Annotated in this window: 13 protein-coding genes; 2 read left to right on the top strand and 11 right to left on the bottom strand. The window is 58.1% G+C overall.

All coding sequences use genetic code 11. The features are described 5' to 3' along the window. Positions 1-55: 55 nt before the first annotated feature. The 8 genes from ACI48J_RS22030 to ACI48J_RS22065 all read right to left on the bottom strand — a co-directional run bounded on the left by ACI48J_RS22030 (position 56) and on the right by ACI48J_RS22065 (position 11,793). Positions 56-631 carry a hypothetical protein gene (locus ACI48J_RS22030; RefSeq protein WP_405080256.1) on the bottom strand — a complete coding sequence of 192 codons (576 nt, stop codon included), beginning with the start codon at positions 629-631 and terminating at the stop codon, positions 56-58. 215 nt (positions 632-846) lie between these two features. Continuing rightward, positions 847-1,395 (bottom strand): CvpA family protein, encoded by a 549-nt coding sequence (locus ACI48J_RS22035; protein ID WP_405080257.1) that lies wholly within the window; start codon positions 1,393-1,395, stop codon positions 847-849. Beyond that, positions 1,395-6,380: a hypothetical protein gene (locus tag ACI48J_RS22040; protein ID WP_405080258.1), complete on the bottom strand. Its 4,986-nt coding sequence runs from the start codon at positions 6,378-6,380 to the stop codon at positions 1,395-1,397. The genes ACI48J_RS22035 and ACI48J_RS22040 overlap by 1 nt, the downstream gene beginning before the upstream one ends. 179 nt (positions 6,381-6,559) lie before the next feature. Next, a complete protein-coding gene (gene pheT / locus ACI48J_RS22045) occupies positions 6,560-9,010 on the bottom strand; it encodes a phenylalanine--tRNA ligase subunit beta (protein WP_405080259.1) in 2,451 nt (816 codons plus the stop codon). A gap of 25 nt (positions 9,011-9,035) precedes the next feature. Then, positions 9,036-10,070 carry a phenylalanine--tRNA ligase subunit alpha gene (gene pheS, locus ACI48J_RS22050; RefSeq protein WP_042229445.1) on the bottom strand — a complete coding sequence of 345 codons (1,035 nt, stop codon included), beginning with the start codon at positions 10,068-10,070 and terminating at the stop codon, positions 9,036-9,038. 448 nt (positions 10,071-10,518) lie between these two features. Next, on the bottom strand, positions 10,519-10,833 hold the full coding sequence (locus ACI48J_RS22055) for a DMT family transporter (RefSeq protein WP_405080260.1): 315 nt from the start codon (positions 10,831-10,833) through the stop codon (positions 10,519-10,521). Further along, positions 10,833-11,180, bottom strand: a complete 348-nt coding sequence (locus tag ACI48J_RS22060; protein WP_405080261.1) for a DMT family transporter — start codon at positions 11,178-11,180, stop codon at positions 10,833-10,835. The genes ACI48J_RS22055 and ACI48J_RS22060 overlap by 1 nt, the downstream gene beginning before the upstream one ends. A 43-nt stretch (positions 11,181-11,223) precedes the next feature. Beyond that, complete coding sequence (locus tag ACI48J_RS22065) at positions 11,224-11,793, bottom strand: TetR/AcrR family transcriptional regulator (protein WP_405080262.1); 570 nt, start codon at positions 11,791-11,793, stop codon at positions 11,224-11,226. 168 nt (positions 11,794-11,961) lie between these two features. Here ACI48J_RS22065 and ACI48J_RS22070 point away from each other — a divergent pair, with 168 nt between their 5' ends. Further along, positions 11,962-12,903, top strand: a complete 942-nt coding sequence (locus tag ACI48J_RS22070) for an aldo/keto reductase (RefSeq protein ID WP_405080263.1) — start codon at positions 11,962-11,964, stop codon at positions 12,901-12,903. Positions 12,904-13,137: 234 nt separating this feature from the next. Beyond that, positions 13,138-13,680: a DUF4352 domain-containing protein gene (locus ACI48J_RS22075; protein ID WP_405080264.1), complete on the top strand. Its 543-nt coding sequence runs from the start codon at positions 13,138-13,140 to the stop codon at positions 13,678-13,680. Positions 13,681-13,894: 214 nt separating this feature from the next. On the opposite strand, the gene ACI48J_RS22080 is transcribed toward ACI48J_RS22075, so the two are convergent. The 3 genes from ACI48J_RS22080 to ACI48J_RS22090 form a co-directional block, all read right to left on the bottom strand. Continuing rightward, a complete protein-coding gene (locus tag ACI48J_RS22080) occupies positions 13,895-15,853 on the bottom strand; it encodes an FAD-dependent oxidoreductase (protein ID WP_405080265.1) in 1,959 nt (652 codons plus the stop codon). 89 nt (positions 15,854-15,942) lie between these two features. Next, on the bottom strand, positions 15,943-17,166 hold the full coding sequence (locus tag ACI48J_RS22085; protein WP_405080266.1) for a glycosyltransferase family 39 protein: 1,224 nt from the start codon (positions 17,164-17,166) through the stop codon (positions 15,943-15,945). A gap of 158 nt (positions 17,167-17,324) precedes the next feature. After that, entirely contained in the window at positions 17,325-18,437 is a 1,113-nt protein-coding gene (locus ACI48J_RS22090) for a sensor histidine kinase (RefSeq protein WP_405080267.1), read from the bottom strand. Between the last annotated feature and the right edge of the window lie 2 nt (positions 18,438-18,439).

Consider the following 18,439-nt stretch of genomic DNA (forward strand, 5'->3'; position numbering starts at 1 on the left):
TTCGCTTTTGCAGCAAGGGCGACACAACTGTCACGGTCTGTTATGAATCTTCGGCCTACGCGCCGGGATGGTTTCCTCTTCTTCTGCGCAGAAGGGTAAAAATACCGAATGCGGCCAGAGGCGGCAGGATCGACACGTAATAGAGCCCGCTTTCGGTCAGTTCGACCGAAGTGAGGTGCCATTCTCTGGCGGCCAGATAGCCGAGAGCGAAAGTCAGCATCGTCAGGCTGAGCTGCAGCGGAACGAGCGGCATCCCGATTTTTTTGCGGAATTCACCGAGCCCCTTCAAGACTCCCAGCCGCAGCAGCAGCCTAACCGGAATGCTCAGCAGCGTCTGGGCGAAAATAAGCAGCAGAGCCAGGCTGAGCAAATCTTCCGACTGCTGGAACCAGACACTGTCGGGCAGGAACGTCCCCGCACTGAGAAGAGCCGCATAGACGCACACGAACATAATCAGCAGCGGCAGCAAGAAAAAGAACGTCACGGCCAAAGCCGTTATGACCGACTGCAGGAGGGCGGCGCCCTCCGCTTTTTGTTTTCTACGAATCCATACATAAAACCAACCCAGACATGCTGCAGCCATGATACAAGCTGTGGTCACTACGCTGCCGGCGGCTAACGTCTGTTCCATACGGTTTCTCCCTCCCTTGCTCCACAATCGCATCGTCGTCGCTCGCCGTGACGGAAGCAGGCTTAAGCGGGAGTGCCGCGCGCATCTGCGTAGTCTTGCTTATACGAGGAGTACCGGTGCAACTTCCAGCCCCCGCGCTTGACGCCGACCGGATCACTGGAGAGCCGATTAAAATGAATAAAAAACCTCCCTTACGGGAGGAAGGTTCCTTGAACTTACATGCTCCGCTGCCACAATTTCCGGGCCCATTCCATAACGTCATTCAGGATATAAGGAGCAAACCGGGACTGGCCGAGCCTGTCTTGAACATAGTCGGACGGCAGAATTGACATGATATGAACCGCGACCGCGGCAATCACAAACGCTTCCAGCGCTCCGAGCAGCGCTCCCGTCACCCGGTTAACGGTATGCAAACCAGGCAGCCGGGCAATCAGGTTGAGCATTCTCCCCCCGATTCCAAGGGCAAGCTTCACCAGAAAGAACAGCAGGGCGAAAGAGAGGGCATTCGCGATATAACGCTCCAAATTCAGCCCTTTTACCAAAAACTCATATTTATCATAACCGGAAAAAGAAGAAAGGGAAAGCCATTGCAATAAATACGTGGCAACGGGCTCGTAAAAACGGACGGCCACGTACAGGGCGATAAACAATCCGGCAATTGAAACCAGCTGGGAAATCAATCCCCGCGCGTAGCCGAGAACAAGTCCTCCGGCGATAAGCACGAGGATAGACCAATCCAGTACATTCCAGGAAGGAAGAGTCATTATCCTTTCGGTTCTTCCATCACAAGCTGAATCCATTCGTTATACTCCGTTTGAAGCTTCGCATACTCGTCCTGCAGCTTGCGGTGTTCTTCCTGCAGCTCGTCCCATCGCCCGCTCGTCTGCTCATGCAGGCGGCTCATTTCTTTGAGGCCCTGCTCCGCCTGAAGGTGAGCCTGCTCCAATTCCTCCAGCTGATGCCGGAGCAGTCCGCTCCGCTTTGCTTCGGTCTCCAGTTCTTCGGTAATCCGGGCCACTTCCTGGCGGAGCTGTTCGGTTTCTCCGCGCAGGCCGCCGAGTTCGCCAAGGCTGGCACGCTCCTGATCGGCCTGCTCGTCCATAAGCTGGCGGTATGCGTCCAGCTCTTCCTGCAGCGACCGGCGCTCCTGCACGGAGCTGTCCAGCTCCCGGCGGATGGACTGCTCCTGCAGCACCTGCTCGTGAGCCATCTGCTGGGTCGCGGCAACTTCGCGGAGAGCGGCCGTCAGCTCGGCATTCAGCGCCTCACCGGACGCTTTCGCCCGGCTGAGCTCCTCGCGCAGCTTCGCCTCTCTTGCAGCCGCTTCGTCCCGGCCGGAAACCGCCGCATGGAGCTGTTCGGCAAGCTCTTCCGCTTTCCGCCGCTCTTCGGCGGACTTGTCGCGTTCGGCTGCCAGCTCGCGTACCGCGGCTTCGCGGGCGGCCTCCAATACGGCAGCCGTCTCCTGCAGCTTAGCCGCCGCCGCGCCCTGGCCATGCTCCAAATCTTCGAGGAGCGCTTCCGCGTCCTGACGCGCCTGGTTCAGCTCGGCCCGAAGTTCCTCCTCACGCTTAAGAGCTCCCTCCAACTGGGCGGCAAGTTCAGCGGCCGCAAGCCGCTCTTGGGCCGAACGGCCGCGTTCCGACGCAAGTTCCTTAGCGGCCTTCTCGCGGGCAGCGGCCACCTGAGTAAGCATGAGTTCGCCCTGCTTGAGCGTTTCGGACAGCTCTTGCTTAAGAGAAGCCTCCAGCTTGGCGCGGTCTTCACGGGCGCGTTCCACTTCCAAGCGCGCTTCTTCCAGCGCCTTCTCCGCTTCACGCAGCCGCTCGTCCGCGGTGCTCCGCCCCTGCTCCAGGTCTTCCAGCAGCGCCTCGGCGTCCTGACGCGCCTGCACCAGCTCCGCGCGCAGTGCTTCTTCGCGCTCTTCGGCGGTTTTCAGGCGAACCGCCATTTCCTCCTGCAACGAGGCTGCACGGGCTTCCGCTTCCCGCTCCGCGGCTTTCGCGGCACTGGCGGCATTTGCGGCGGCTGCCGCTTCCTCCTGTGCGGCGCGCAGGGCTTCGGACATCTTCCGCAGCTCCTCGTCCGCTGCGGTTTTATCCTGCTCGAGGTCTTCGAGCAGGGCTTCGGCATCCTGGCGCGCCCCCATCAGCTCCGCACGGAGCGTTTCGACAAGCTTCGCGGCCGATTCGCGCGTCTGCACCGCTTCCTGCCGGGCCGCTTCAAGCGCTTCGGAGGTTTCACGCAGCTTGGCTAGGGCGTCGGCCTTCTCCATTTCGGCCGCTTCCCGCGCCGCTCTGTCCCGCTCCGCCGCACCCGCCGTCTCCAGCAGCTCCCGCTCGGCACGTTCGCGTTCCGCGGCAAGCTCGCGCCGATGGGCGGCTTCGGCTTCCCGCTGTGCGGAAGCCAGCTTCTCGGCTGCTTCCCTCTGAGCCTCCTGCAGCTTCTCCGCCGCCTCCAGCTCCGCAAACTCGAGCTGTTCGGCGAAATCTCTCCGGGCGGCCGCCAATTCCTCTGCCGCTTCGCTGCGGAAAGCCGCCAGCTCTCCGGCTTCCTGCCGGACGGCCGCAAGCGCCTGCTCCGTCTCGCGAAGACGCGCTTCCGCGGCTTCCTTCTCGCTCTGGAGCGCCAGACGCGCCTCGGTCTCCCGTTCGGCCGCTTCCATCGCTTCCAGCAGCTCCCGCTCGGCTCTCTCGCGCTCTTCGGCAAGCTCTCGGCGGAGCGCTTCCTGCGCGGCTTCCGCTTCATCGCGAGCCGCTTCCAACCGGGCCGCCGACTCTTTGCGGGCGGCTTCCAGCTCTTCCGCCCTGCGCTCCGCCGCCAAAAGCTTCTCCGCGGCAGCGTTCTCAGCGGCTTTCAGTTCAGCCGCCGCTTCTCTGCGCAGAGCTTCCAAGCGCTCTTCCGCTTCCAGCTGAGCCAGTTCCAGCTCATCCGCGCTTTCCCGCTTCAGAGCTTCCAACTGCGCCGCAGCGGCTTCCCTCTGCTCTTCCAGCTCGGCGGCTTTCCGCTCTGCGGCTTGCAGCGCTTCGGACGCTTCGCGCAGCTTGGCCTCGGCGTCGTCTTTCTCGCGCTGGACCGCCGCACGCGCCTCGGTCTCCCGCTCGGCCGCTTTCATCGCTTCCAGCAGCTCCTGCCCGGCCTTCTCGCGCTCTGCCGCCAATTCCTGCCGGAACGCTACACGCGCGGCCTCGGCTTCGCGCTGCGCTTCCGCCAGCTTATCGGCCGCTTCCTTGCGGGCCGATTCCAGCTCCTGCGCTTCGCGTACGGCGGCTTGTAATTTTGCTGCGGCTTCGCGCCGCGTTTCCTCCAGCTCCGCTGCCGCCTCCCGTCTTGCGGCGTCTAGCTGTTCCTCCGCTTCCAGCTGAGCCAGTTCCAGTTCTTCGGCTCCTTCACGCTTCAAAGCTTCCATTCGCTCGGAGGTCTCCCGCTCCAGCGCTTCCAGCCGCGCGGCGGCTTCTTCCTTCTCCGCTTCCAGCCCGGACGCTCTTTGCTCCAATTTCTGTAAAGCTTCGGCCGCTTCGCGCAGCTTAGCCTCGGCGGCCTCTTGGCCCCGCTGGGCCTCCTTGCGCGCCTCGCTTTCCTGTTCAGCCGCTTCCATCGCTTCCAGGAGCTCCTGCTCGGCCCGTTCACGCGCCGCCTCCAGCTCCTGCCGGAACGCCTCGCGTGCGGCTGCCGCTTCACGCTGTGCTTCTTCAAGCTTGGATGCCGCTTCCTTACGGGCGGCCTCTATCTCTTCGGCCTCGCGTACGGCCGCCAGAAGCTTGGCAGCCGCTTCGTTCTCGGCCGCCGTCAACTTCGCCGCCGCTTCACGCCGTGCGGCCTCGAGCTTCTCCTCGGCTTCCATCTGGGCCAGTTCCAGCTCTTCGGCGCTTTGCCGCTTCAGAGCTTCCAGCTGGGCATCGGCCGCCTTCCGGGCCGCTTCCAGATCGGCCGCTTCCCTGCGCAATGCTTCAAGCTGCTCTTCGGCTTCAAGCTGCGCCAGTTCCAACCGCTCGCCAGCCTCTTTCTGCAGAGCCTCAAGCTTCTCCGCAGCTTCCAGACGGGCCGCGGCCAGGCTTTCCTCCGCTTCCCGCCGAGCCGCTACCAGCGCTTCTTCGGCATCCCGCAGCCTCGTTTCCGCTGCCGCTTTCTCATTCTCCGCCGCTTCCCGCACCGCTTTGGATTCCAGACGAGCCGCTTTGAGCGCTTCCGTAGATTCGCGCAGCTCTTCTTCCGCCGAAGCCTTGTTCGCCTCCAGCTCTTCCAGAAGCGCCTCCGCGTCTTTACGGGATCTTTCCAGCTCGTCGCGGATTTCTTCCAGCTGATCGGCCGCTTCCCGCAGATTCTGCTCGCGCTGTGCGGTTTGTTCTTTGCTTTCGGCCAGCTCGCGCTGCATGTGTTCCCCGCGCTGTTTCATCAGCGCAAGTTCCGTGCGCTGCGTCTGCTCGCGTTCCCCGGCTTCGCGGAGCTGTTCCTTCAAGCTCTCCGCCGCGGATTTTTCCCGCTCGGCTTCCTCCAGAAGCGCTTCGGCGTCTCTCTGGGCCTGCTGAAGCTCGCTGCGCAGCATTTCCTCGCGTTCAGCGGCCTGCTGCGCGTCGGCATTCAGCCGCTCTTCTCTTTCCCGGCTTTCGTCCGCCTCCAGCTTCGCCAGCTCAAGCTCGTCCTTCAGACTTCGGAGCTGTTCGTCCGTGTGCTTCTGCTCACGCGCCAGCCTCTCCAGCTCGGCCGCAGCCTGCTCCCGATTCTCTTCGGCGGCGGCTTTTTCAAGCTCCAGCTCCTCCAAGAGCGCTTCGGCATCCTGCTTCGCCTGATCCGCTTCCTTCCGGACCGCAGCTTCTCTCTGGGCTGCTTCCGCAAGCTCCTGCCGCAATTGCTCCATCTGCCCGTTCTGCTGCCGCTCGCGCTCTTTGGACGCCTGCAAGTCGCGCTGGACTTGCTCGCTGCGCTGTTTGACCAGCTGAAGCTCGGCCCGCAGGGTCTGTTCCTTCTCCGCGGCTTCCTGGATTTGCAGAAGCGCGGCCGCCGATTCTTCTCTCGCTTGACCCGCCGCCGTTTTTTCCTGTTCCAGCTGCTCCAGCAGCGATTCGGCATCGCGCTCGGCCTGCCCGATTTTACTTTCTAGCGTCTTGATTTGCCCCGCCGCCTGTTCCAGCTCTTTTCTCAGCTGATCGGCCTGGCGGGCGTCTTTTTCCATCTGCTGCTTAAGAGACGCCTGTTCCCGCTGGAGCTTCTCCGTGTTTTGTCTGGCCTGCTGAAGCTCGGCCTTGAGCTGCTCTTCCCGCTTCGCTCCCTGCTGGGCCTTCTCCTTCGCCGCGTTCAACTCCCGCAGATTCTGTTCCGCCCGCTGCTTCGTCTGCTCCAGAGATGCCGTAAGCTCCTGCTGGCGCTTGGCAGCCTTGGCCCCCTGCTCCCGGGCTTCCGCCAGCTCGGCTTTGCGCAGCTGCTCCTCCTGCTGGGCTCTTTCGAGCTGCCCGCGAGCCGTTTCCACGGCGGCGTCGGCCTTGGAAAGCGCCCGCTGCAAATCGTTCAGCCGGTTTTCCGTCTCGCTGAATCTCTGTTCGACTTTGGCTTTCTCATCCGTCAGATTGACGGCTGCGAGCACCGCGATTTTGTAGGTATCGAGTCTCGGATAGCTTTCGGCGATCTGGACCATCTGGTCATTGACTTCCGCCGCCACTTTGCGCACGTAGCCGGGGCTGTTATTGGCTTTCAGTTTATATTCATTTCCATATATATCAACGATGATTTTCGTTTTTTCTTCCGAATTCATGAGATATCCTCCTTCGGTTTAAACACTCGAAATCCGGCCGCCTGCATGGCGGTTCCGGTTGAAGACATCGGACTTTTCCATTTGTTTCCTTGTTTTATAGAAAAAAGCCGGTCCATCGAAAAAGAATTCGATGCGACCGGCCCTATTTCCTTCCGTAACCCTGATATTTCAGCGAAAGATCACTTGCGGAGCTCGGCTCCGAAGGCCGATTCCAATGCCGCCACGACACGCGCATGCGTTTCTGTGACTTCTTCGTCCTGAAGCGTGCGCTCGGGATGACGATATACCAGCGCCAGAGCGACGCTCTTTTTGCCTTCGCCCAGACGTTCTCCCGTATAAACATCGAAAACGCGGATGGATTCCAGCAGCTCCGCCGCCGTTTCCGCCGCCAGGCGTTCCAGATCTCCTACCGGTACAGCCGTATCCACGACGAGCGCCATATCGCGCCCTACCGACGGATAGCGGGGAAGTATGCGGTAGTCCACTTCGAAATCGGCCTGTTGGAGAATCGGATCAAGCTCGGCTTCCAGTACGTAGGTGTCCTCGAGATCCCGTTTCTTCTGAAGCGTCGGGTGCAGTTGCCCCATATATCCGATGGATTGGCGTTCTCCTTCCGGAGTGAGCAGGAACAGCTCTGCCGTGCGTCCCGGGTGGAAGCCTTCTTTCTGTGCGGACCTGAATTCTATGGTTACGCCCAGGTAAGAAGTCACCCGTTCCAGCACACCCTTCAAGTCGTAAAAGTCGGCTTTGCGGGATTTCTGCCCCCAATGAGCACCGCTCCAGTTACCCGTCATCGCAATGCTCAGCAGGCGCTTTTCCTGCGGTTGTGCGGTCAAGGCTGTCTCTTTGGACAGGAATACCGTGCCCGTTTCGAAAATCGCGACATCATCGTTATTCCGGTTGCGATTATAGCTCACAACCTCAAGCAGATGAGGGACTAGCGACGTCCGCAGGGCGCTGCGGTCTTCGCTCATCGGCATCGCAAGCGGAATCGGCGCGTAGTCCGGATAAAGACCCGGATAATCGGCTGCATTCTCCCGCTGTCCCAGCGTGTATGTGATCACTTCGTGCAGACCGCTTCCCGTAAGCAGACGGCGGATAGTCCGGCGCAGAGACTGTTCGCGCGTCAGGGAACCCGGGGTCGTTACGCCGGTCATCAGCGTCGTCGGGATGTTATCGTACCCGTACAGACGCGCGACCTCTTCAATGAGGTCAACGTCCCGGGTGATATCTCCGCGACGGCCCGGCACGTGAACGATGAGAGAGCCTTCTTCGAGCAGTCCGTATTCGAGACCGAGACGGTCGAAAATTTCTTTTACCTGCAGCAGCGAGAGATCCGTTCCGAGGTACGTATTCACACGTTCCAGCTTCAACGGAATCTTGACGCCGGAGTAAGCTTGAACGGTCTCCTGCACGATCCCCTGGGCGACCTGGCCTCCGGCGCAAAGCACAAGGAGAGCCGCCGCACGGTCAAGCGCAGGAATGACCGCTTCCGGATTGACTTCCTTCTCGAAACGGAGGCTCGCCTCCGAACGCAGACCGAGCTGACGGGACGTTTTACGGACGGACGGGCCGGCAAACCGAGCCGACTCGAGCAAAATCGATGTCGTGCTCTCCGTCACTTCGGAATTCGCGCCGCCCATAACTCCCGCAATCGCGATAGGTTTGATGCCGTCGGTTACGAGCAGCATGTGCGGCTCCAGGGTACGCTCCACATCGTCAAGCGTAGTTAGCTTCTCACCTTCCGCCGCAAGGCGGACTTCGATTTTGCCGCCCGCGACCTGATCCGCGTCGAACGCGTGAAGAGGCTGGCCGTATTCCAGCATCACGTAATTCGTAACGTCTACGATGTTATTGATGGGGCGGATGCCCGCCGCCATCAGCCGGTTCTGCAGCCACAGCGGAGACGCGCCGACGCGGACGCCCTCAATAAGGCGTGCCGCATAATGCGTGCACTGCTCGGGTGCGGCGATCGAAACGGAAATTTTATCCTCCGCTTTGACGGTGCTGAAATCGACGTTGATGTGGCGTCCTTCTTCCGGCAGCTTCACCGGACGACCGAGAATGGCCCCGATTTCATACGCGGTGCCGATCATGCTCAGGCAGTCCGAACGGTTCGGCGTCAGCTCGAGTTCCAGGACATTGTCGCTTAGAGCCAGCACGTCCACAATCGGCTTTCCGATTTCGGTATTTGCCGGAAGAACCAGAATGCCTTCCTGGATTTCCTTCGGCAGCAGTTTATCGTTCATGCCCAGCTCTTTGGCGGAGCAGATCATGCCCTGGGATTCCACGCCGCGAAGCTTGGCGCGCTTGATTTTGAAATCTCCGGGAAGTACGGCGCCGATAACGGCAACCGGGACCTTTTGTCCGGCATCCACATTTTTCGCTCCGCAGACGATCTGCAGGTCCTCGCCCGTTCCCACATCGACCGTACACACGTTGAGTTTGTCCGCATCGGGATGTTTCGTCTTCGAATTGACAAAGCCGACGACAACGCCCGACACGCCTTTGTTCAGCGATTCGACAATGTCGACTTCGATGCCGCTCCGTGTCATTTTATCTGCAAGGTCTTCAGCCGTGAAGCCCTGTACGTCTACATAGTCCGACAGCCATTGATAAGATACTTTCATCGCTTTTTTCCTCCTTCTTTCCGGTTTATAGGTGGACGAACTGCTTCAGGAAGCGCAGATCGTTCGTATAGAAATTGCGGATATCCTCTACCCCGTATTTAAGCATCGCTACGCGCTCGGGCCCCATGCCGAAAGCGAACCCGCTGTATTCGTTCGGATCGTATCCGGACATTTCGAGCACCTTCGGGTGAACCATGCCGGAGCCCAGAATTTCGATCCAGCCGGTCTGCTTGCAGGTCCGGCAGCCTTCGCCGCCGCACATCATGCAGGACACGTCGACTTCCGCGCTCGGCTCGGTGAACGGGAAGAAGCTCGGGCGCAGGCGGATTTGAGTCTGCGGGCCGTACAGCTCGCGCACGAATTGCAGCAGCGTTCCTTTCAGATCGCTCATCCGGATGTTCTTGTCGATGACAAGCCCTTCGATTTGCGTGAACTGGTGGGAGTGCGTCGCGTCGTCGTCATCGCGCCGGTACACTTTGCCGGGAGAAATGATTTTGACCGGCACGGCTCCTTTGCGGCCTTCCATCGTCCGGACCTGGACAGGGGACGTGTGCGTGCGGAGCAGAAGCTCCTCGGTGATGTAGAACGAATCCTGCATATCGCGCGCCGGGTGGTCCTTCGGCAGATTCAGCGCTTCGAAGTTGTAGTAATCGCGCTCCACTTCCGGCCCTTCCACGACGGTGAATCCCATCCCGATGAAAATGTCCTCGATCTCTTCGACGATCTTGTTCAGCGGATGAACGGCTCCCTGTACGGACGGGCGGCCCGGCAGGGAAACGTCGATCGTTTCGGCGCGGAGGCGGTTTTCCGTCTCCTGACGATCGTATTCTTCCTGCTTCGCCGCGATCACTTCTTCAATCGCACCGCGGACGTCATTGGCCACCTGGCCGATAACGGGGCGCTCTTCCGCGCTTAACGCGCCCATGCCGCGCAAAATTTCGGTCAACGGCCCTTTTTTGCCCAAATACTTGACTCTGAGATCATTCAGCTCCTGCTGGCTGCCGACAGCGGCCAATTCCTGCAGCGCTTGTACTTTTAACGCTTCCAAACGTTCTCTCATGTGTAATCCCTCCTTTAAATCTGGCAACCCTTGACGGTTTCCGAACAACAAAAAAAGCTTCTCCGCCCGGTAAGGGACGAAAAAGCCGTGGTACCACCCTTGTTAGACCGCCTGCCGCGCAAAATGCCTTCCTGGAAGGTCATCCGCCTCTGACGTGTCTCACTCTTCGAAATAACGGTTCGTAGCCGGTACTCTCTACTGACTGGCCTTTGGGCCACTGTTCAAGAAACTGCTCGGGAGCGAACTTCGGCAGCCTGGTTCCACGGGGACGCTCTCAATCTCCGGCGTCTCCTCCCTGTCAGGAAGCACTGCGTACTTTTCTCCGTCATTGCATTTGCTATGGAATTGGTTGCTGCGTTTAACTATGCCACCTATTATATGAAAATCGGCGCGGCGTTGCAAGCCCATTCAAAGCCCGCTTCCCTTGCAAAAAAAGAACAAGCGGCGGTTACGTAAGAAGCTTGAGCCCTACGGCCGCCGAAATAATCATGGCGATAAACACGATGCGGCGCCAGTCTTTGGACTCGCCGAACATAAACATGCCCAGCAGGGTGCCCCCGCACGTGCCGATTCCGGTCCACACGGCGTAAGCCGTGCCCATCGGGATGGACTCCATGGCATAGGACAGCAGCGAGAAGCTGAGGCCGAAGCCGAGGAAAAGCAGCGCGTAAGCCCCAATCGTTTTCTTCAGCGCGATTTTGTTCATGGCGAGTACGCCGAAAATTTCCGAACATCCCGCCAATATCAGTGCGGCCCATGCCATCAGGAATTCGCTCCTTCCGCCGGTTCTTCCGGTTCTTTGGTCGTGATTTTAAGCCCGATCACACCGCCGAGCAGAATCAGGATAAAGAGAATCTTCAGCCAGCTGATCGGCTCCCCGAACACGATCGTTTCCGTAAGGACCGTTCCCGCCGTGCCGATCCCCGTAAATACCGCGTACACCGTTCCTACGGGCAGACGGCTTGTCGCCATCAGCAGCACCCAGAAGCTGAGGAGGATCGCGGCTCCGGTCAATATCCAGGTAAACGCGTCATGCGCATGCTTCAGACCCGAAACCCAGCCGATTTCCAGCAGTCCCGCCGCCAGTACATAAAACCAGTTCCGATTCATAATCGAAATGTGCCTCCTTCTTTCCCCATATGCTCATGAAGGCTCATGAATGGGAGATTCCCCGCCAATAGACGTCCCACGAGGCTTCCAGCCTTTTATCGTAGCTTTCGGCCGTACCGTACAGCAGTTCCACAATGATCCCGTCCATCAGACAAAGAAAAGCCGCGGCGGCTTTATCCGGATCGACGCCGATTGCCGAGCGGTCCGCCTTGAATACGGAGGTCAGCTTTTCCTCCATCCGGGACAAATACGTATAGGAAAGTTCGATCGTTTCCCGGTACATCGAGGCCGGCGGAAAGTACATCATCCGGATCCAAAATTTCGTCGAACCGTTGTGCTCGTACTTGCCGCGCGTGTGGGACAATAGTTTATACAGCTTGCGCTCGAGCGCCTCGCCGCCTGCTTCCAGATGCGAGGAGGCAAATTCCAGCTCGCCGCGGGACGCATCCTGCAGCACATTGAGAAACAATTCCTCTTTGCCTTTAAAGTGTGCGTAGATGGAAGGCGTTTTTATCCCCACGGCTTCGGCGATATTCGCCATGGAGGTGCCTTCGTAGCCTTGCGACGCAAACAAATCGAGTGCTGCGGCCTTGATCCGCTCGGGAGTATTCATGAGTCTCATTCTCCTAACTAACATTAGTTAGGCATAGTATGTCATATTTTCGCTTTGGGATCAAGCGGCATTTTGACATTGCGTTCATTTTCCCGTTAAATGAAAGAGAATATACCGTACGGATTCCGGGTCCAACACGGTCAAATACGCACGCGGGAGGCTGAAACGATGAAATACCGCACACTCGGCAAAACGGGATTGAAAGTGTCCGTAATCGGCGTCGGCACATGGCAGTTCGGCGGCGAATGGGGACAGGACTTTACGCAGGACGAAGTGGATGCTGTCCTGGACAGGGCAAAGGAGCTCGGGATTAACCTCATCGATACGGCGGAATGCTACGGCGATCATTTGTCGGAGTCGTTTATCGGCAATTATTTGAGCCGCCGGGGCCGTGAAGGCTGGGTCGTGGCAACCAAGTTCGGCCACCATTACCATGACCGGTTTAAACGGGACGAGCGTTTTTCGGCGGAAGATATGATCGGGCAGCTCGACGCCTCTTTGAAAGCGTTGGGAGTGGACTACGTCGACTTGTACCAGTTCCATTCGGGAACGGATTCCGTGTTCGACAACGACGCGCTCTGGACGGCGCTGGACAAACAGAAGCAGGCGGGCAAAATTCTTCACATCGGCACTTCGATCGCGAAGAACGACAACCTTCATCAGGTAGCCGCCTCCACGCAGGTCGGCTCGGAAGCGATCCAAGTCGTATACAACCGGCTCGACCGCGCTCCCGAAGAGAGCGTGTTCCAGTCGTGCCTGCAGCAGAACCTCGGCGTGCTTGCCCGCGTCCCCCTCGCCAGCGGCTATCTCAGCGGCAAGTACAAGCCGGGCGCCACTTTCGCCGCTACGGACACGCGCCACCGGCACGACCCCGACGAGACGCAGCGCAAGCTCGAGGAGGTACAGCGCATCCGCGAGCACGAAGTGCCGGAAGCGATGGACATGGCGACGTGGGCCCTCGCGTGGTGCTTGAAGCATGACGCGGTCAGCGCCGTCATCCCGGGCTGCAAGAACGTCGCTCAAGTCGAGAGCAACGCGAAAGCGGCGGAGTATCTGAGCGACAATCACCCGCAAGCATGGACGGAAGAAGCGGAAGCTTCCGGCGCATGATTGCGCATGCAAAAAAGCCTATCCGGTTAAACGGATAGGCTTTTTTGCGCTGCCGTGCGGCACGGGCGGGTTGCCGTGTGGCACGTGCGCTTAGCACGTATGCTTTCGGCTTGCTTTTCATCAGTTTATCAGGCTGCGGTGAGGAAGGCAATTGTTTGCGCCGGAATTGTTTACCGGGTTTCGTTTGCGGGTTATAAGTCTTAACGAACCATATTCAGATTGGGGGAGAGTCTCTTGAAAACAAAACTCGGCCTGCTTGCCGCCGTTTCGTGTCTGGCCTTGACCGCATGCGGAGACTATAAGGAGCAAGCATCCCCGCTCAAACAGAGTGGCGCCGCAGACCGTTCTTCCGCCGCCAAAGCGCCGCGTTTTGCCGCGTCCCTCGCTCAGGAATACTCCAAAGAAGATACCGTTCAAATCGGCGATGCGAAAATAAAAGTAAGCAAAGTGGAAAAATTTACGGAGAAGGGTCCCGAAACGCCCAGCCTGCCGGACGGCGAATTTGTCGTGGTGACGCTGAATATCGAAAATTCGGGGACGAAAGAGCTCTTGTACAACCCGTACAGCTTTGAAATGGCCAACAGCAGCGGGATGACCAGCGACAAAGTGCTCGCTTCCTTCTCCGGGGAAACCGGCCTCAAATACGGCGAACTGGCTCCGGGCGGCAAAGTTTCGGGCACTCTGGTGTTTGAGCAGCCCAAGGGCGATCCCAAGCTCCAGCTTCTTCACAAAGAAGACGTCCGGCCGGACAAGGCGGTAAAAATCAATCTGCAATAAATTTGCGGTTAAAGCCGAACAATGATAAATGCCCTGTTCCGCCGACGGAACAGGGCATTTATTTTTTTCATGACCGGCTTCATTTCGTTTTCTGTAAGCCTGTCCTTAGCAAGCGCCTCTTGCGCAGGGGGACTGAATCTTCAGGCCAGGCCTGGCCTTCAAATGCGCCTGGCCTTTATAGCGCTCAGTTCCCGCCTGTACAGTCTCCGGTTTTCTAAAACTTTGCTCCAGCCTGCTTTTCAACCGCGTCTTTAAGCATCATGTACACATCCCCGTCGCTTAACTTCTCTTTATTGGCGATGATGCCGAGGGTCGCTTTGCTGAGCAGCCCGCCGTTTTCCAGTGCGGCTTGCGCTTCCGCGGCTTCAACCTTCAGCCCTGCGGCCAGCGCGATGGTGTAGCTCGCCTGCTGCAGAGTCAGCGTTTTCTTCGCGGGCTCCTCCATCCCTTTTACGGCAGCGGAAGGATCTCCCGGGAAAGAAGCGAAGTACATCCGTCTTACGCTGTTCATCTGGTTTACCATCCGCTGCGCGTTCGACGGATTATCCAGATCCTTAAAGCCTACGTTGGCATATGAGCCGTAAGCGATGCCCATAGACACGGCCGCTTTCAGGCCGGGATACGCCTTATGCTTCATAAACGCCGCCTCGTCCAGCTTGTAAGGCTTGAGGTCCATTCCCTGATCGTTCAGACGCTTCTGCAGCTCCGCGATCAGGGATTTGGATTCCGCCATGGCGCGGAAGGTCGTGCCCTTCTCCGCGGCCAGCTTGGCCGCCGTTCCGGCCGCTTCGCCCTCCGCCATGCCGACGGGGATGACGCGGGCGCTGCCGTGCGCCAGCGTGTCGTAACTGGCGCTCCGGCCGACGACGAGAAGGCCGTCTACGTTCTGCGGCACGATGCTGCGGAACGGAACCGCGTACTTCGTCGGATGAACGACGATCGCGCCGTTATCGTTAGGCGACGTTCTTTGGATATCCGCGGGATAAGATCCGAAGGCGATCCGGTCCCATTGGTCGCGGTTTTCCAGCAAATCCACGACGTTGAGTCTGTACAGCCCCTGCATATGGCGGGTTTCACGCACATACAGCTCGGGAGCGATGCTGTCCAGCTCGACGTTCTTGAATTCATCGAACGTCTTCAAAAACTTGACGACATTCGGAATTTCCTTGGCTGCGATCTCCAGTCCTTCCTGCTGGGATTTCGCGTTCAAGCCGTCGATATTGAAAATATGCAGCGCATTGATCAGCACCGTTCCGTCAAGCTGTCTGCCGATATTGAGTCCGCGCATCTTCGTCCGCTCTTTATTGAGCGGCACATATCCCGCCATCTCTTTGCCGTATCCCCAGGCGGACATTTTGTCCAGGCCCGTATCCTTATCGTTGTCGCCGTTCAGCCTTTTGGCCACCTTGGCCCACACATCGTCCGTAACATTTTTGAGCCGGAATACGGCCGTGACGGCCATCCGCGCTTTTTTATCCCCGATATCTTCCCGTCCGATCGTAAAAGGCACTCCCGCGGCCGCGGCGAAATCCGCATCCTGGGTCGCGTCGATAACGCTTTTGGTGCCGATGGTCTGTTTCGTACCATCCTGTTTGGTTACGGTAATGCCGGTTACGGTTTGAGCCGCACCTTCTTGTTTGAGAACCGGTTCCACTGTGTACCCGTCCATCGAGACATCCATGTTTTTCTCATCGGTAACGAGTTTGTTGAACGCATTGGCCGCTGTCGTTACGTCAAAGGAATGACCTTCGATTTTCTCGTACCATTCTTTGAAAATGCCCTGATTGAAATACTCAGGCTCATTGCCGGGCATTGTCGGCACGGTTTTGTCCCAGTTCATATCGATGCTGTTCAGCCAGCCTTCCGTCATAAGGCCGCCCAGAACCGTACGCTTGCGGGGTTCGATCAAAAGAGTCTTCAGCCCGCTGCGGGAAGCGGACACGGCCGCGCTGACGCCTTCGGGATCGGTGCCGACTACAATAACGTCGTAATTGTCTTGCAGCTTGCCGGCCGATACGACTTTGGTCAGCTCCTGCTTGGCCGGAAGCGGTCCTCCGACAGCGGCCTTCCATTTAGAAGAGTAATAATACCAGCCCCCTCCGGCACCCGCCAGAAGGACCAATACCAGAATGAGTAAAAGACCTTTTTTACCTGTAAAAAAAGAACCTGACATTTTCGCACCTCGTAACTTTCATTTTCATTTACATTCATTTCGATTTCATTTCATTTCATTCTTTTCATGCTTATTCATGCTTCATTTCGTTATTTAATCGGGTTCGAAACGACGGTTTTCTGTGTCCGCCTGCCCTTCCACCACATAACCGCACGCCAGCCCAGGACACAATCCAGAATGATGATCAAGGGCATCATCGTGACGTTGTAGCGGTAATCCGCCACGAAACCGAGACGGATCAGGCTCATCACGATGACCGTGAGAGCCAGCAGCGTAACCGTCTCCCTCCAGCGCCTCAGTGCGGCCAGAACGGCTATGGCGCCGGACAGCACAAGTGCGCGGTGAAGCAGGTTCGCGTCGAACGGGATGACCGGATAATAAGGCTGATGGCCCCCGCCGCGGTAGACGCTCTGGTACACGTACTGCATTTTACCGATCGTATACCACTTGATAAACAGCCCCGGCTGGGTCGTGAAGCCCGCTTTCAACCGGGCTATGGCCAGTTCCTTTTCGGTTTTGCCCGCGGGGTCTACCAAGCTCTCGTCGTTAAACGTATTGTACGGATACGTTCCCGCCCGGAACGGGTTTTCCTGAGTCGCCGTCGCGACCCATTGATGCAGCGTGACGGCATTGCGAATCCACCAAGGCGCAAGCAGCAGCACAACGGCTGCGGCAGTGCAGACAAACAGCCGGATCGTCCGCTTCCTCGCTTCTTTGTCCCGCAGCCACTGGAACGCGAAGGCCACGGCAATCAGCGGCAGAAATTCCGGGCGTACCAGCACGGTCAGACCGAGCCAGATTCCGGCGGCGGCAGCCCGTCCGTAAGAAGGCGTTTCGAAAACCCGGATCTGAGCAAGCAGATACCCCAGCAAGAGGAAAATGGCCAGCACCTCGGTCAGAATGGCCCCGTTGGCCCAGACGAACGGCGGATATACGGCCGCGATCAGAAGCGCAATGAGTGCCGTCAGCTCGCCGGAAAACCTTCTCGCAATCCGGTAGACCAGCCCCAAAGCGGCCAGACTCAGCAGCGCCTGTATGTACCGGACCCAGGGAAGCGGATCGTGCTCCTTATAATCCGCGATCTCATATACCGCCGCCAAAAAAAGCGGATAACCGGGGGTCACGAGCGCGTTCGGGGTCTCGCCGTTATAGGCGTATACTCCCGTCTCCAGCAGTTGTCTGACCATCTTATCGTAATTCAGCGAGTCGTGGGGCATCTCGTGATCGACCGAACGGAGAAAATCGATCCTCACATAAGCCGCCAGCAGAAAAATTACCACCAATGCGGCCCATACCCGTTTTTTACGGTTCATGATGCTGCTCCTTTCGGCGTTCCCGTGATTTCTAGTATACAAGAGAGAGTTTAAGGCGCGGTTTAGGACCGCTTACCGCCCGCTTAAAGCATTCTTAAGAAAACTTAAGAAATTCCCAGCCGATAGAAAAAAAGAAGGCCGCTGATAATCGGCCTTCCTTAGCTGTCTGTTCCGGGTTGTCGTGAAGGCTGCAGAGGGAGCCGCGTTTCAAAAACCGTCTGCTTCCGGTTGCTGCGCGCCGCTATTTCCCCGCCGTGCATCTCGATAATGCTCTTGGCGATAGCCAGTCCGAGGCCGGTTCCGCCCGTACGGGACGATCTTGATTTCTCCGCCCGGTAAAACCGTTCGAAGATATACGGCAGGTCCGATTCCGGAATGGGCTCTCCGTAATTGACGATCTCCACGACAGCCGCGTGCCCGCTGCGGGTGATTTTGATATCGACAACCTTGCCTGCGCTGCCGTACCGGATCGCGTTGGAGATCAGATTCTCGTAGGCCCGGACCAGCTGCCTGCCGTCCGCCCGGATATATAGCGTGTCGTCTTCCGCAGTCACCCGGCACGTCATGCCCGCTTTCGATAAAATCGGGACGAACTCCTCCGCCAGCTGCTTCAGAAAGCCGTAGATGTTCACTTTCTTCATTTCAAGCTCGATGCCTTCGCCGGGCAGCGACGTGTATTCGAACAAGTAGTCGATGAGCTTGTTCAAATTTTTCGTTTTCTCAAAAGCGATGCGCGTATAATACCGGAGTTCGACTTCATCCTTGTACCGGTCCGTCTCAATCAGTTCCAGATAGCCCAAAATCGACGTCAGAGGGGTACGGAGATCGTGCGAAACGCCCGTGATCAGCTCGTTTTTCGTCCGTTCCGCTTTTCTTTCCTCTTCGATGGACTTTTTCAGCTTCCGGGTCATCACGTTGATCGTTTCCGCAACTTCGCCAAGCTCGTCGGAAGAACGGGCCACGATTTCGTAGTCCAGATTGCCTTTCGCGATTTCCTGCACGCCCTGTGTGATCTCTTCCAAATACCCGATAATCTTGCGGCTGAAAATAAAAAAATAAACAAGAAACAGCACGCCCCCGACCACGACCATCACGGGCGTAGAACCGATGTTGTTAACGACCCAGCGCAGGGGGCCCGAGTAATAGCTGAGGCCGATGATCGACTTCATTATCCGGTAGGCGAGAAGCACGGTTCCCGCGGCAAACACAATACTGAGAATAAAGATAAAAATAAACTGCCAGCGCACGGTGTGGATAAATTTGTTTTTCAAGT

This window comes from Paenibacillus chitinolyticus (assembly GCF_045038035.1).
GTDB classification, from domain to species: domain Bacteria; phylum Bacillota; class Bacilli; order Paenibacillales; family NBRC-103111; genus Paenibacillus_F; species Paenibacillus_F chitinolyticus_A.

Bases quoted from the DNA above. Each gene is read 5' to 3' on its own strand.
- ACI48J_RS22065 (WP_405080262.1), bottom strand. From the start codon at position 11,793: ATGAATACTCCCGAGCGGATCAAGGCCGCAGCACTCGATTTGTTTGCG.
- ACI48J_RS22085 (WP_405080266.1), bottom strand. From the start codon at position 17,166: ATGAACCGTAAAAAACGGGTATGGGCCGCATTGGTGGTAATTTTTCTG.
- pheS (WP_042229445.1), bottom strand. From the start codon at position 10,070: ATGAGAGAACGTTTGGAAGCGTTAAAAGTACAAGCGCTGCAGGAATTG.
- ACI48J_RS22030 (WP_405080256.1), bottom strand. From the start codon at position 631: ATGGAACAGACGTTAGCCGCCGGCAGCGTAGTGACCACAGCTTGTATC.
- pheT (WP_405080259.1), bottom strand. From the start codon at position 9,010: ATGAAAGTATCTTATCAATGGCTGTCGGACTATGTAGACGTACAGGGC.
- ACI48J_RS22055 (WP_405080260.1), bottom strand. From the start codon at position 10,833: ATGGCATGGGCCGCACTGATATTGGCGGGATGTTCGGAAATTTTCGGC.
- ACI48J_RS22040 (WP_405080258.1), bottom strand. From the start codon at position 6,380: ATGAATTCGGAAGAAAAAACGAAAATCATCGTTGATATATATGGAAAT.
- ACI48J_RS22070 (WP_405080263.1), top strand. From the start codon at position 11,962: ATGAAATACCGCACACTCGGCAAAACGGGATTGAAAGTGTCCGTAATC.
- ACI48J_RS22060 (WP_405080261.1), bottom strand. From the start codon at position 11,180: ATGAATCGGAACTGGTTTTATGTACTGGCGGCGGGACTGCTGGAAATC.
- ACI48J_RS22035 (WP_405080257.1), bottom strand. From the start codon at position 1,395: ATGACTCTTCCTTCCTGGAATGTACTGGATTGGTCTATCCTCGTGCTT.
- ACI48J_RS22080 (WP_405080265.1), bottom strand. From the start codon at position 15,853: ATGTCAGGTTCTTTTTTTACAGGTAAAAAAGGTCTTTTACTCATTCTG.